Here is a 14,488-nt window from a genome sequence, read left to right as displayed (position 1 = left end):
TTCATTTTATTAACCATAATTTGTAACAATGCTTTCGTACAAATTTTAGAAATGGCTTATCTTTGTAGAAAACAAAAATGATGAACAAAAAAGTAATCCTTATGATTTTAGACGGTTGGGGAAAATCTCCTGACCCTAAAGTATCGGCAATAGACAATGCAAATGTTCCTTTTATAAACAGTCTTTACCAAAATTACCCAAGCGCACAACTTAGAACCGATGGATTAAATGTGGGTTTACCAGAAGGGCAAATGGGAAACAGTGAAGTTGGTCACATGAATCTTGGCGCCGGAAGAATTGTATATCAGGATTTAGCCAAAATAAATTTAGCAGTAGCACACAAAACCCTTGCAAAAGAGCAGGTTCTGGTTGATGCATTTATATATGCTAAGGAAAACAATAAAAAAGTCCACTTTGTAGGATTAGTTTCTGATGGTGGGGTTCACTCTCATACTTCACACTTACGCGGATTAATTGATGCCTCGCAGGAATATGGTTTAGAAAATGTTTTTATCCATGCTTTTACTGATGGTCGCGATGTTGATCCAAAATCAGGAGCAAAATACATTCACGATTTAGAAGATTATATTAAAGAAACTCCTGTAAAAATTGCTTCGATCATTGGTCGTTATTATGCAATGGATCGTGACAAACGTTGGGAACGTGTAAAATTAGCGTATGATTTAGTAGTTAATGCAATAGGAACGCCATCTAAAAATGCAGTTGCAAGTGTTCTTGAAAGTTACGAACATCATGTAACTGATGAGTTTATTGAACCAATTGTAATGGTTGACAAAGACGAAAAACCATTAGCGACAATTGTTGAAGATGATGTTGTTATCTTTTTCAACTTTAGAACTGACAGAGGCCGTGAACTTACAGAAGCGCTTTCACAACATGATTTTCATGAGCAAAACATGCACAAGTTAAACTTGTATTACGTGACGCTTACCAACTATGATGATACGTATCAAAACGTAAAAGTAGTTTACAATAAAGATAATATTACTGAAACTCTTGGTGAGGTTTTAGAAAAAGCAGGCAAAAAACAAATTCGTATTGCCGAAACGGAGAAATATCCGCACGTAACGTTTTTCTTTTCCGGTGGTAGAGAAACTCCGTTTGAAGGTGAATCCCGTATTTTAAGAAATTCTCCTAAAGTTGCTACTTATGATTTACAACCGGAAATGAGCGCTTTTGAACTTACAGCAGCTCTTGTTCCCGAATTAAATAAAGGCGAAGTAGATTTTGTTTGTCTGAATTTTGCAAATGGAGATATGGTTGGTCATACCGGGATTATGAGCGCAGCAATTCTTGCTTGTGAAGCTGTTGATGCTTGTGTAAAACAAGTTATCGAAGCGGCTCTTGCCAATGATTACACAACAATTGTAATTGCCGATCACGGAAATTGCGAAACAATGATTAATCCAGACGGAAGCCCAAATACTGCACACACAACAAACCCGGTGCCGATTATTTTAGTTGATAAACAATTAAAAAGTATCCATGATGGCGTTCTTGGTGACATTGCTCCTACTATTTTAGAATTAATGGGAGTTCAGCAGCCAAACGCAATGACTTGTCATTCGTTATTGTAAAATTTTAAAATTTTTAAACATAAAAAAAGAGACAAGTTTTATAATTTGTCTCTTTTTTGTTTTTACAACTGTCACCCTGAGCGAAGTCGAAAGGCGTTACAATTTGAAATTCAGCAGAGGAAATTGCCAATCTTTATCGAGTTTCGGGATGTGATTTCTCGTTCCTCCTTTAGATTTGTTTTTTGAAATCTAATTAAATTTATGATTGAGAAAGGAAGCAAAAGTACACTATTCGTTCCTCCGAGTTCGTGACTCATATTTCGATTAAGACTTTAGCTTCCTCTTCATCAAAGACTCAGATAGAAATTAGGGCTCGGGACCCATTATTAAGGAGTTGAGCTTATGATGAATTTCTCAAATCATTTGTTGAATCGTAAAAGCAAAGTTATGAAAAACATTATTATTGGCATTGACATCAGCAGTAAGACTTTAGACATTTGTATAAAAGAAGAGGCTGTAAGTTATTTTTCTATTGAAAACAAAGTGCAAGTTATTAAGCGCTTTTTAAAAAAGTACAAGACAGATAATGTAATTATTGCCATGGAAAATACTGGCAGATACAATTGGAATCTGTAAGAAGTTCTTGAAGGCTTAAGCTTTAAGGTTTATGTAATATCACCTTTACATCTTAAAAAGAGTATAGGTCTTGCAAGAGGAAAAAATGATAAAATTGATTCACTTCGTATTTGCAATTTTATAGAAAAGAATTATCAGGAAGTAACACAATGGAAGTCATGTCCTGAATCAATTAAAAAGATAAAAGTATTACTGACAGAAAGAGCATCAAGAATAAAAATGAAAAAACAATTAACTGTTCAGCAACATGATTATAAATTAATGAAAAGCATTAGCCTTGATAAGCAATTATTAAGCTTAAACATGAAATTGATTAAAAATATAGAAGCTCAAATTAAGATTATAGAAGACGATATTGAAGATGTTATATCTAATGATGAAAAACTTAACAAACAGCAAAAATTGATAAAATCAGTTCCTGGAGTTGGTAAGGTTTTATCATGGACATTATTATCAAAAACAGAAGGATTTACAACTATACAAGATCCAAGAAAAATGGCTTGTTATAGTGGAGTTCTACCTTTTGAATTTCAATCAGGAACCTCTTTAAAAAAGAGACCTGAAGTATCAATGCTTGCAGATAAAGCATTAAAAACTATTTTACATTTAGCTGCAATGAGCGCTATTCGATCAAATAATGATCTAAGCGCATATTATCTTAGAAAAGTAACAGAAGGTAAAAATAAAATGAGTGTTTTAAACGCAGTAAGAAATAAAATAATCCATCGAGTTTTTGCGGTAATAAAAAATCAAATCCCTTATCAAAAAGATTTGGTTTTATCATAGAAATCGAAATGACAAAATTGAGTATTTCTCTCTAAATCTTAAACTACAAAATAATGATAAGTCCATTCTACGCAATAAATTATAATTCCGATAAGTCCGCCAACTAAAGTTCCGTTGATTCGAATGTATTGAAGATCTTTTCCTATTTCCAGTTCTAATTTTTCTGAAACTTCTTTACCATCCCAGCTTTTTACGGTTGACGAAATTAAATCTCCAATCACTTTTTTATTGTTTAGAAGAATTGAAAGCAAATCGTTTTTAATGAAATTATTGATCTTATTAATCATTACATCATCTTCCTGAATTCCTTTTCCGAAAGTTTGAATTAATCCCGAAATACTATTTCTGATAGACGATTCGTCACCTTTATCCAAATCTCGGGTAATTGACAATTTTATTTCATCCCAGATTCCGTTAATATAATCCTGAACTTCTTTTTTTCCGGTAAAGCTTAGAATCATATTATTGATCTTGATTCTCATCTCTTCAGAATTTTTTACTTTAATAAGAAAGTCATTAATATACTCGTCTATTTTAAGTCTAATTTCACTTTCGGGGTTTTTAGCTTCGTTTAAAAAGTCATATAATCCGTTAAAAATCCCTTCGGAAATGCTTTTATCGGCTAAGCCAAAACTTAAAAATGGCGTTGATTGTTTTACTTTTTTCCGAATCAGATCTTTATTATTACGCAGTTCTGTCGCCATGACTTCCAGAACATTTGTTAGCAATTGATCTTTTACTTGTCCTTTTTGTAAAGGTTCCAAAGCCAATGCAACCCAATCTCCAAAATTTATCGCTTCGAGTTTTTCTTTGAACTGAACCTGAATAAATCTTTTTATATCTTCATCTTTTATGGTTTTTAAAATTCCCGGAATAATATTCACCGCAACCAGATTGGCGATTTTATCCGCGTTTTCTTCCTGCGACAACCAATCTGAAGCTTTTGATGCAAAATTGAATTCTTCCAGTTTGATTTCTAATTTTTCCCGATTCAAGAATTCTTCTGACACAAAACTTCCAAGATTTTCTCCAATTTCATTTTTTTTGGTCGGAATAATCGCTGTATGCCAAATCGGGATTCCTAACGGATGACGAAACAATGCGACAACCGCAAACCAATCGGCAATTCCGCCCACCATAGCAGCTTCACTAAAAGCCTGCAACATTGGAATTTTAAAATAAATAGCAATTATAAAAAGAAGTACAGCTACACCCAAAAGTGCCAAAGCGTTTCCTTTCATTTTATTTAAAGCTTTTTTCTTGTATATATTTTCCTGATCTATAGACGTTTCCATAATTACATAATTTTTACTCTTACTAATTTACGGTTTTTCTGTCAAATATTTTACTTAATAGGTTTGAGTTTAAAAAACTTTGCCACGAATTCACGAATTTTTCTTTAAAAACTTTGAGTTTAAAAATTGAGTTGGTGAAAATTCAATATTCATACTCAATTTGATTTGTGATATTTCGTGAAATTCGTGGCGAAAACTTTAAGTGAATATAATTCGTATTAATTCGTGAAATTCGTGGCGAAAATTTTAAATAAAAAATAATATTAAAATTGTACTTTTGCGAACTGAAAATCCGAAATTATGATTATTGTAAAATCACGTGAAGAAATCGAATTAATGCGCGAAAGTGCTTTGATCGTATCTAAAACATTAGGAATGATTGCTTCTGAAATTAAAGAAGGAGTTACCACATTATATTTAGACAAATTAGCTGAGGAATTTATCCGTGATCACGGTGCTGTTCCAAGCTTTTTAGGATTGTATGATTTTCCGAATTCACTTTGTATGAGTCCGAATTCACAAGTTGTACACGGAATACCAAATAATACGCCTTTGAAAAGCGGTGATGTTATATCTGTAGATTGTGGTGCATTTAAAAATGGATATCACGGTGATCACGCCTATAGTTTTGAGATTGGAGAAGTTGCTCCGGAAGTTAAAAAACTTTTGCAGGTTACTAAAGAATCTCTTTACGTAGGAATTAGAGAATTTAAAGCTGGAAATCGTGTTGAAGATGTTGGAAATGCGATTCAGAAATATACTGAAGCTCACGGTTACGGAGTTGTTCGTGAATTAGTTGGTCATGGTTTAGGGCAAAAAATGCACGAAGAACCAGAAATGCCAAATTACGGAAAACGTGGTCGCGGAAAACTTTTTATCGAAGGAATGGTCGTTGCAATTGAACCAATGATTAATCTGGGAACTAAAAATATCAAACAACATAAAGATGGCTGGACTATTACAACTGCCGACAATAAAGCAAGTGCACATTTTGAGCACGACGTTGCTTTAATAGACGGAAAACCAGAAATTTTATCAACTTTCTATTATGTTTACAAAGCATTGGGAATCGAAAGTACGGAAGAAGATGAATTCAGAAAAGTGCCGTTAGTTTTATAGTTATTCCACAGAGATTCACAAAGATATACGCCAAGATTCACAAAATTTATTTATAAGCCTTTTTTAAATGTTTGAAGAAAACAACGAATCTCGCAATCAACTAGACGCCATAACCTATAAAATAATTGGACTCGCAATTGAAGTTCATAAGCAACTTGGACCGGGTTTATTAGAATCTGCTTATCAGGAGTGTTTATACTATGAAATTGTAAATTCAGGCTTAATTGTTGAAAAGCAAAAAGTCTTACCAATAATATATAAGGATATAAAATTAGATCACGGATACAGAATTGATTTATTAATTGAAAACAAAATTGTTATTGAATTAAAAACTGTTGAAGCTTTTACAGAAGTTCATTTTGCACAAATATTAACTTATTTAAAGCTTGGTAATTATCCATTAGGTCTTCTGATTAATTTTGACTCAAAAATTTTAAAAAACAACATAAAAAGATTTATAAACACTCTGAGAAACTCCGCGTCTCCTTCGTGTAACTCTGCGAAATAACCCCATGAAAAAACTTTTTAAACTCGTACTTAATACAATTCCGCGTCCATTATTAATTCGTTTGAGCTATGTGGCTCGTCCGATTTTGGCATTTTCATTAAAAGGAAATAAATATACTGATCCGATTGACGGAAGAAGTTTTAGATCGTTTTTGCCTTACGGATATGGAAAACAACGTAATAATGTGCTTTCGCCAAGTACACTTTCGCTGGAAAGACACCGTTTACTTTGGTTGTATTTAAACGATCAGACTGATTTTTTTACAGCGCCAAAAAAGGTACTTCACTTTGCTCCGGAACAAGCTTTTTATAAAATGTTCCGCAAGCAAAAAAACCTTGATTATACCACAACAGATTTATTTTCGCCTTTGGCAGATGTAAAAGCAGACATTTGTAATTTGCCTTTTAAAGACAATGAATATGATGTTATTTTGTGTAATCACGTTTTAGAACATATTCCGGACGATACAAAAGCAATGCAGGAATTATTTCGTGTATTAAAACCAGGCGGAATGGCGATTCTACAAATTCCGCAGGATTTATCAAGAGCTGTGACTTTTGCCGATGACACTATTACAGATCAAAAAGAACGCGCTAAAATATTTGGTCAATACGATCACGTTCGTATTTATGGACGTGATTATTTTGATAAATTAAGAAGCATAGGTTTTATCGTAATCGAAGAAGATTACACTAATAAAATAACACCTGAATTAGTCGAGAAATATTGCTTGGCAAAAGGAGAAATTATTCCGCTTTGCTTTAAACCGGAAAACTAAACCGCTTTCTGAACCATATAAGTGATATAAGTCCATTTGAAAACTAGATTTTTTTAAATAAAGCAAAATCAAAATAAACAAACGCAAATAGAATAGATTTCCAATTCTATTTGCGTTTATTCATATAGTTAAATGAACTTATATCACTTATATAGTTCAAACAAATACATTAAAATGGTTTTATTTTAGTAACTATTTTTACCCAACTTCTCAAACCCAATCCTCACCTTGGAACCTTCAAATTCATTTCAGTTTTGTTTTGACATCAGTTTTGAAAAAAACCTGAACCATTATATCCCAACCGCTTATATAGTTGAGAATACCGATGAAATTAAATACTTAAACAAAAAAGCAACTAAAGATGTTCTTGAAAGTTTAGGTCTTGTTTTTGAACATTTAGATTCAAATACAAAAAAAATACTGACGGTTTGTGAATCTTTAAAACCTGAATTTATTTTCAAAAAATTCAGTGCAAAAATTAAATCGGCAAAAACAATTGCTGATTTGCAAAAAGACTCCAAAATTGATTTTGCAATTCGTCAGCATCTCAAGATAAATTTAGATTCCTTTTATAATTTAATTGTAAAAGAACAATTTCCGTTATCTGCTAATATGAGTGCTGAAAAGGATTTTTACCGTTGGAGAGTCAACACAAATCCGTTAGATTTTGAACCTCAAATTCAATTTGACAAACATGAAGACGGAATTACTTATACGCTATCTTTAAAAGAAAACGAAACTTCATTTTTACCAATGAATAAAAGCGTCGATATTCTTTTGGATGAACCGGGCTGGTTAATTATCGATAAAAAATTAGGACAGCTAAAAGATCTTAATTCTAAAAAGCTTTCGCCTTTTTTAAAAAAGAAATCAATTGAAATACCTTCCAAATTAGTTGACAATTATTTTAAAAATTTTATTCCTGAAATAGCCAAAAAAATAGACATTGACGCGACTGGTTTCGAAATTAAACTTCGGGACAAAATTATCGCATGTACAATTCAGCCAGTTTACGATTTCTTTAAAAACTGTTATTACCTCAATCTGTATTTCGATTATAACGGTTATTTATTTGATGCCAGTAAAACTAAAAAAACACATTCGTTTGTTGATTTTACTGTTATCAGTGAGCCAAAAATAATTCAGTTTAAACGAAGTTCTGATGAAAATTTATATACGGACAAATTACTGCAAATTGGTTTAATAAAAATCAAAAACGAATTATTCGGGTTGAATTCAGATACGGAAATTCATGATCCTTATGCCAATATTCAATTCATTATTGATCGTAAAGAAGAATTAGAAAATTTAGGATTTACAATTCAAAACCTGAAGCTGGAAAGCAAAGAAATTATTACAGAAAAACATACTATTTTAACTTCAAAAGGAGAAACAAAAGAAGACTGGTTTGATATTAAAATAATTATTTCAGTTGGCACTTACACGATCAATTTCAGCGAAATTATTCCAAATATAAAAAGCAAAGAAAGACTCTTTTTATTGCCTGACGGAAACTATTTCTTGATTCCGCTGGAATGGCTGAGCAAATATGGTTCGCTGGCAAAATTAGCCAAAACAGAAAATGGAAATCTCCTTTTACGTAAAAGTAATTTTGCTGCTTTAGATGCGATTCCGGAAATTAAAGAAGATGTAAACCCAATTTACGAAGCAGAATATACATCGTCGGATTTATTGAAAGCAACTTTAAGACCTTATCAAATTGATGGTGTAAAATGGCTTTTGGGTCATTTTAACTCCAATCTGGGCGCTTGTCTGGCTGATGATATGGGACTTGGAAAAACATTGCAAACTTTAGCAGTTTTGGTTGCCGTACAGGAACAATTAGGTTTTACCACTAAAACGACGAATTTTGATTTGTTTCAAAACGAAACTACTATTGAAAAAGAACCATTAAAAACCCTCATTGTTCTACCGTCGTCATTGGTTTTTAACTGGTATAACGAGGCTCAAAAATTTACTCCGCATTTTTCAAAAATGCAATATGTGGGCAATGACAGGAAATTATTAGCGCATAGATTAGAATCATCTGATTTGATTTTTACGAGTTATAGTATTCTTCATCGTGATATTTCAATTTTAGAAAAATATAATTTCCGCTATTTAATTTTGGACGAAAGTCAATATATTAAAAATAAAGACTCTAAGATTTTCAAAGCCATAAACAAAATAAATACTAATCATAAAATCGCTTTAAGTGGTACTCCGATAGAAAACTCTTTGGACGATTTATGGTCGCAAATGCAATTTATAAATCCTGATATTTTAGGGACTTATTCTTTTTTTGCAGAAAATTTTAAAATTCCGATTGAGAAAAAACAAGATGAAAGCAGTTTGTCTGAATTAAAAAACCTGATTCAGCCTTATATTTTGCGACGAACAAAGGAACAGGTTTTAAAGGATTTACCGGAATTAACTGAACAGATTTATTATTGCGATATGGATCCTGAACAGGAAAAATTATACGAAAAAGAGAAATCAAAGGCGCGTAATTTTTTACTGAAAACGGATGGAACCAGCCCTGACAAAATTAGTATTATCAATACTTTGATGAAGCTAAGACAGCTTAGTAATCATCCGAAAATGATTGATCAGGAATCGGAAATTGATTCAGGGAAATATATTGCAGTAACTAATTATCTGGAAAATTTAGTAAAAGGAAAACAAAAAACCATCATTTTTAGTTCATTTGTTACTAATTTGAGTTTTTATACGACTTGGTGCAAGGAAAATAAAATTGATTTTTGTGAAATTACGGGTGAAACTCCTGTCAGGAAAAGAGAACAGCAGGTTAATTTATTTCAGGGAAAAGAAAATCCTTTGTTGTTTTTTATTTCGCTTAAAGCGGGTGGCGTTGGTTTGAATATTACCAAAGCTTCGTATGTTTTGTTCTTAGATCCGTGGTGGAATCCTTTTGCCGAAAAACAAGGCGTTGGAAGAGCGCATCGAATTGGGCAATTAAATAAAGTAAATGTTATCATGTTTATTTCGAAAAATACAATCGAAGAAAAAATAATAAAACTACAGGAAAACAAAAAGTTATTATCTGATTCACTTTTAGAGGAAAGCTATATTAACGACGAAATCGCGGTTAATCTGGAATTCATTTTGGGTTCTTGATAAATTGTTTTTAAAACCAATAAATTGTCTTATTTTTCGTTATAGAAATTGTTATATTTACAATCTTACAACGTATTATGATGCCAAAATTTTTGTTTCAAAATCTTCTGCTGCTTTTTATTTTTGTTTCGGCGACAGCCCAGGAAGTACAAACCGAGATTGATCCTCCATATAATATTAAAACAGTTTCGTTTGTTCAAAACGGCGGAAATGTTGTTCCTATATTTGAATTAGGTGATACTTTTATGTTTCAGTTTGATGATTTATTTGGTAATGAAGCTAATTATTATTTTGAAATCATTCATTGTGATTATAACTGGAAACCAACTGATATTCCTAAAACAGATTATATTAGCGGTTTTGACAATCAAAGAATTACTGATTATGTAAATTCATTTAATACGCTTCAGGTGTTTTCTCATTATAGACTTTCGTTCCCGAATCAGTTTACTACTCAATTACGCATTTCAGGAAATTATATGCTTAGGATCCTGAATGAAGATAAAGATGTTGTTTTTTCCAGAAAATTTATTTTATACGAAAATCATTCTACCGTTACAGCTCAGGTAAAACGCAGCCGTGATGTTACGAATATTAATTACAAGCAAAACCTGGATTTTGCAGTTTTATCAAATGATATTGCTTTTCAGACTCCGTTACAAAATGTAAAAATCTTATTGCTGCAAAATGGCAATTTAAATACTGCTATTAAAAACGTTCCTCCACAATATACAATTGGAAATCAATTGGTTTATAAATATGACAAGGAAACGCAGTTTTGGGGCGGAAATGAATTTTTATATTTCGAAAATAAAGACATTCGCGCTGCAAGCAATAATGTAGGAAGAGTTGGCGCAAACAATGATATTTACAATGCTTATTTGTATACGAATCCGGCAAGAGCAAATCAAATTTACTCTGTATATCAAGATGTAAACGGTAATTTTGTTGTTAAAAATATAAATGCTTCAAATAACGAAATCGAGGCAGATTATGCGTGGGTTTACTTTAGCCTTTCTGCTCCTACTTTTAGATCTTCGAGCAAAGACATTTATATTACCGGAATGTTTAATAATTACAGTTTGTCGCCAGAATACAAAATGGATTATAATACAGACAAAGGTGTTTATGAAAAAGCGGTGATGATTAAGCAGGGGTTTACTAATTTTCAATATACAATTGCAGATAAAAAAGGTACTATTGATTATGAGAATGCTATTGATGGAAACTTTTATCAAACTGAAAATGAATACACCATCTTAGTTTATTATAAAGAAAGTACGGATCGTTATCAAAGGGTTATAGGAAAAGGAAATGCAAACTCAATAAACATCATAAATTAAAACATTGTTAAGGTTTTATATCGAAAGATTTTTTTTTGTAGATTTGCCACTATAACGCACACATATATACTACTTTAGTATGGTTTCTCAGATCACAAGAGGCATAAAAATATCTGTTTTGACTAGTTTTGAAGGTACTTACTTCAAGAACTACAAGATTCACTTTGCTTTTAGTTACGTCGTTACAATCGAAAATCACAGCAAAGATTCTGTTCAGTTAACATCTCGTCACTGGGAAATATTTGATTCCCTAAATGATTTAGAAGTTGTTGACGGAGAAGGTGTTATTGGAAAAAAACCAGTTTTAAAACCTGGCGAAAATCATACTTACAGTTCTGGCTGCTTATTATCATCTCCTTATGGCGCGATGAAAGGTTATTTTAATATGATCAACTTTACTACTACAAAAACATTCAAAGTAATTGTTCCTACTTTTAGAATGTGTGCTCCTTTTGCGTTAAACTAAAAACGGGTTTAAAAACTATCCCTTTATCGTTATCTAAATCACAAAATTGTAAATTTATTAATTTATCCTTTGTACTTTTGTGCCACGTTAGATTATTCGTAACAAATTAAATCATCTAACCCTTAAATTGTCTAATTATCTAATTTTTAAATAAAATGCTAAAAGGATTCTTTCATGTACCAAAAGCGGTAAACGAGCCTGTAAAAGGTTACGCACCTAACTCACCAGAAAAAGCAGCTGTTCAGGCGGCTTATACCACAATGTGGAATTCTCAAATTGATGTTCCGTTATACATTGGAAGCGAAGAAATCAAAACTGGAAATACAAGAACAATATCAGCTCCTCACGATCACAAACACATTGTAGGAACTTATCACTTAGCTGAAAAACAACATATTGAAAAAGCAATTGCTAATGCTCTTGAATCAAGAAAAGCATGGGCAAATATGGCATGGGAACAACGTGCTGCTATTTTCTTAAAAGCTGCTGAACTTATTGCCGGTCCATACAGAGCTCGTATTAATGCGGCTACAATGATTGGTCAATCTAAAAATATTCATCAGGCAGAAATTGATGCTTCTTGCGAATTGATCGATTTTTTACGTTACAACGTAGAATTTATGACTCAGATTTACGGAGATCAGCCAAAATCTGATTCTACAACTTGGAATCGTTTAGAATACAGACCTCTTGAAGGTTTTGTTTACGCAATTACTCCTTTTAACTTCACCGCTATTGCTGCAAATCTTCCTGCAAGTGCCGCCATGATGGGTAATGTTGTTATCTGGAAACCAAGTGACAGCCAGGTTTTTTCTGCAAAAATTATTATCGATGTTTTCAAAGAAGCTGGTGTTCCTGACGGGGTTCTCAATGTTGTTTTTGGAGACGCTTTAATGATTACTGATACCGTTTTAGCAAGTCGTGATTTTGCCGGAATTCACTTTACAGGATCAACTCACGTATTTAAAGATATCTGGTCTAAAATTGGAGCAAATATCCATAATTATAAAACGTACCCAAGAATTGTTGGTGAAACTGGTGGTAAAGATTTTATCATTGCGCACCCAAGCGCTAACGCTAAACAGGTTTCTACAGGAATTACTCGTGGTGCATTTGAATTTCAGGGGCAAAAATGTTCTGCAGCTTCAAGAGCTTATATTCCGCAAAGTTTATGGCCAGCTGTAAAAGAACAATTAATTGCTGATGCAAAATCAATGAAAATGGGTTCTCCGGAAGATTTTGGAAACTTTATTACAGCAGTTATTCACGAAGGTTCTTTTGATAAATTAGCTGGTTTTATCGATCAGGCTAAAAAAGATGCTGATGCTGAAATCATCATTGGTGGAAATTATGATAAATCTGTAGGTTACTTTATTGAGCCAACAGTTATTGTAACCACAAACCCAAAATATACTACAATGGAAACCGAATTATTCGGGCCAGTTATGACTATATATGTATACGAAGATGCAAAATGGGAAGAGACTTTAGAATTAGTTGATACTACTTCTGAATATGCTTTGACCGGAGCTGTATTTAGCCAGGATCGTTATGCTATTGAAGTAGCAACGACAAAATTGCAAAATGCTGCGGGTAACTTTTACATCAACGATAAACCAACAGGAGCTGTTGTAGGTATGCAGCCTTTTGGTGGTGCAAGAGCTTCAGGAACTAACGATAAAGCAGGTTCTGCATTGAACTTACTACGTTGGGCTTCTCCCAGAACTATCAAAGAAACTTTTGTAACTCCGGAAGATTATAAATATCCTTTCTTAGGTTAATATTTTTGTATCAAGTTTATAAATGTTTCAAGTTTCACGTTAGAAACTATCTCAAAAAAAAGCCGGATCTTTAATTAAGATTCGGCTTTTTGCATTTATCATATTTTTATTTCCAAATCGGAATTTTTACAAAACTGTCATTGTACCATTTTACTTTTAATGGTTCTTTTGCGTCTTGAATGGTTTCTTCTGTCACTACTTTTCCCGTTCCGTAATTTAATTCTGAAAAAGGATTTTTATTAACATTCAGAACAACAACTAAACGACTTCCTTTATTTAATTGTTTACTGACCAAATGTGTATTCGAAAATGGAATGGATTCTATTTGATTTGGTTTTAGTAAATTTCTTGTCGAAATATCTTTGGCATAACTGGCACGACCTAAAAAATAAGACAGATGAAAATATTCTCCATTAGGCATTAACTCATATAAAGTAACTCCTATATCCATATCTTTTTTATTGATACTGGCTTTTATTTCTCCTAAAAAGGAGCCATTAATCAACATTGATTCTTTTAATGTTTCACTTACAAAATATATCCGCTGGTAGTATCAATTTCTTTTCTAATAATGGGATCCGGATAATAATCGTTATTCTGCGTTTGTCTGTCAGCAAAATTTATTTCTTGTGACAGATAATTGATTTTCTCTGGCTTTTTAGCATTCAAAGAATAAAATTTTCCTGATTTATTATTTGTGAGATAAAAAGTTAGAAAGCCATTGCTCATTTTGTCAAGAGACGGAGCACTTCGCCACTCATTTGCACCCATTACTTCGTAGTTTATTTTATCCTTTAGCATTTCTGGTTTAGTACCATTTTTTAGAATATAATCAAACCATTGGTAGGTGATTTTTTTAATATTGATTAGTGCTATGGAATCAACTTTATAATCATACAAATTAACTTCGCCACCAACCTGAGTACCAAAGTGTCCGTAAGGGCCAATAATTACATATGCCGGAGTTTGTGGATTATATTTTTGAAGTTCTCTTATGTAATACAAACCTGAATTTTGCGAATCATTATAATATCCGTCAAAAGCTAATACAGGAATATTTATTTGCTTAAAATCTTTTTTGTAAGGTGCCATTTTTTGCC

13 protein-coding genes are annotated in these 14,488 nt (G+C 32.4%); 10 read left to right on the top strand and 3 right to left on the bottom strand.

Going from position 1 to position 14,488, the window contains the following annotated elements; translation table 11 throughout:
• The first annotated feature begins 80 nt into the window (after window positions 1–80).
• The 3 genes from gpmI (at window position 81) to ACHZDT_RS18030 (ending at window position 2,960) form a co-directional block, all read left to right on the top strand.
• Window positions 81–1,598, top strand: coding sequence for a 2,3-bisphosphoglycerate-independent phosphoglycerate mutase (gene gpmI / locus ACHZDT_RS18040; protein ID WP_394776090.1), 1,518 nt, complete (start codon window positions 81–83; stop codon window positions 1,596–1,598).
• 387 nt (window positions 1,599–1,985) lie between these two features.
• The gene (locus tag ACHZDT_RS18035) at window positions 1,986–2,174 is read left to right on the top strand and encodes a hypothetical protein (RefSeq protein ID WP_394776060.1); all 189 of its coding nucleotides are present in this window, start codon (window positions 1,986–1,988) and stop codon (window positions 2,172–2,174) included.
• A gap of 219 nt (window positions 2,175–2,393) precedes the next feature.
• On the top strand, window positions 2,394–2,960 hold the full coding sequence (locus ACHZDT_RS18030) for a transposase (RefSeq protein WP_394776059.1): 567 nt from the start codon (window positions 2,394–2,396) through the stop codon (window positions 2,958–2,960).
• A 38-nt stretch (window positions 2,961–2,998) separates the two neighbouring features.
• Here ACHZDT_RS18030 and ACHZDT_RS18025 read toward each other — a convergent pair whose 3' ends face one another.
• Complete coding sequence (locus ACHZDT_RS18025) at window positions 2,999–4,255, bottom strand: DUF445 domain-containing protein (RefSeq protein WP_394776058.1); 1,257 nt, start codon at window positions 4,253–4,255, stop codon at window positions 2,999–3,001.
• A 300-nt stretch (window positions 4,256–4,555) separates the two neighbouring features.
• On the opposite strand from ACHZDT_RS18025, the gene map reads away from it, so the two are divergent.
• The 7 genes from map to pruA all read left to right on the top strand — a co-directional run bounded on the left by map (window position 4,556) and on the right by pruA (window position 13,388).
• On the top strand, window positions 4,556–5,374 hold the full coding sequence (gene map, locus ACHZDT_RS18020) for a type I methionyl aminopeptidase (RefSeq protein ID WP_213295625.1): 819 nt from the start codon (window positions 4,556–4,558) through the stop codon (window positions 5,372–5,374).
• A 67-nt stretch (window positions 5,375–5,441) separates the two neighbouring features.
• Window positions 5,442–5,882, top strand: a complete 441-nt coding sequence (locus ACHZDT_RS18015) for a GxxExxY protein (RefSeq protein ID WP_394776057.1) — start codon at window positions 5,442–5,444, stop codon at window positions 5,880–5,882.
• A 4-nt stretch (window positions 5,883–5,886) separates the two neighbouring features.
• Window positions 5,887–6,660, top strand: coding sequence for a class I SAM-dependent methyltransferase (locus tag ACHZDT_RS18010; protein ID WP_394776055.1), 774 nt, complete (start codon window positions 5,887–5,889; stop codon window positions 6,658–6,660).
• Between the two features lie 228 nt (window positions 6,661–6,888).
• Window positions 6,889–9,798, top strand: coding sequence for a DEAD/DEAH box helicase (locus ACHZDT_RS18005; protein ID WP_394776054.1), 2,910 nt, complete (start codon window positions 6,889–6,891; stop codon window positions 9,796–9,798).
• Between the two features lie 80 nt (window positions 9,799–9,878).
• Complete coding sequence (locus ACHZDT_RS18000) at window positions 9,879–11,141, top strand: DUF5103 domain-containing protein (RefSeq protein ID WP_394776089.1); 1,263 nt, start codon at window positions 9,879–9,881, stop codon at window positions 11,139–11,141.
• A 79-nt stretch (window positions 11,142–11,220) separates the two neighbouring features.
• On the top strand, window positions 11,221–11,607 hold the full coding sequence (gene apaG / locus ACHZDT_RS17995; RefSeq protein ID WP_017497796.1) for a Co2+/Mg2+ efflux protein ApaG: 387 nt from the start codon (window positions 11,221–11,223) through the stop codon (window positions 11,605–11,607).
• 155 nt (window positions 11,608–11,762) lie between these two features.
• Window positions 11,763–13,388: an L-glutamate gamma-semialdehyde dehydrogenase gene (gene pruA, locus ACHZDT_RS17990; RefSeq protein WP_394776053.1), complete on the top strand. Its 1,626-nt coding sequence runs from the start codon at window positions 11,763–11,765 to the stop codon at window positions 13,386–13,388.
• Between the two features lie 106 nt (window positions 13,389–13,494).
• Here pruA and ACHZDT_RS17985 read toward each other — a convergent pair whose 3' ends face one another.
• On the bottom strand, window positions 13,495–13,896 hold the full coding sequence (locus tag ACHZDT_RS17985; RefSeq protein ID WP_394776052.1) for a hypothetical protein: 402 nt from the start codon (window positions 13,894–13,896) through the stop codon (window positions 13,495–13,497).
• Between the two features lie 20 nt (window positions 13,897–13,916).
• Entirely contained in the window at window positions 13,917–14,480 is a 564-nt protein-coding gene (locus ACHZDT_RS17980; RefSeq protein ID WP_394776050.1) for a hypothetical protein, read from the bottom strand.
• Window positions 14,481–14,488: the final 8 nt, after the last annotated feature.

The sequence above is a fragment of the Flavobacterium sp. genome (assembly GCF_043722275.1).
In the GTDB taxonomy this organism is placed as follows: Bacteria; Bacteroidota; Bacteroidia; order Flavobacteriales; family Flavobacteriaceae; genus Flavobacterium.
The sequence above is the reverse complement of the archived record's forward strand: the minus strand, read 5'-3'. Positions and strand labels throughout refer to the sequence as shown.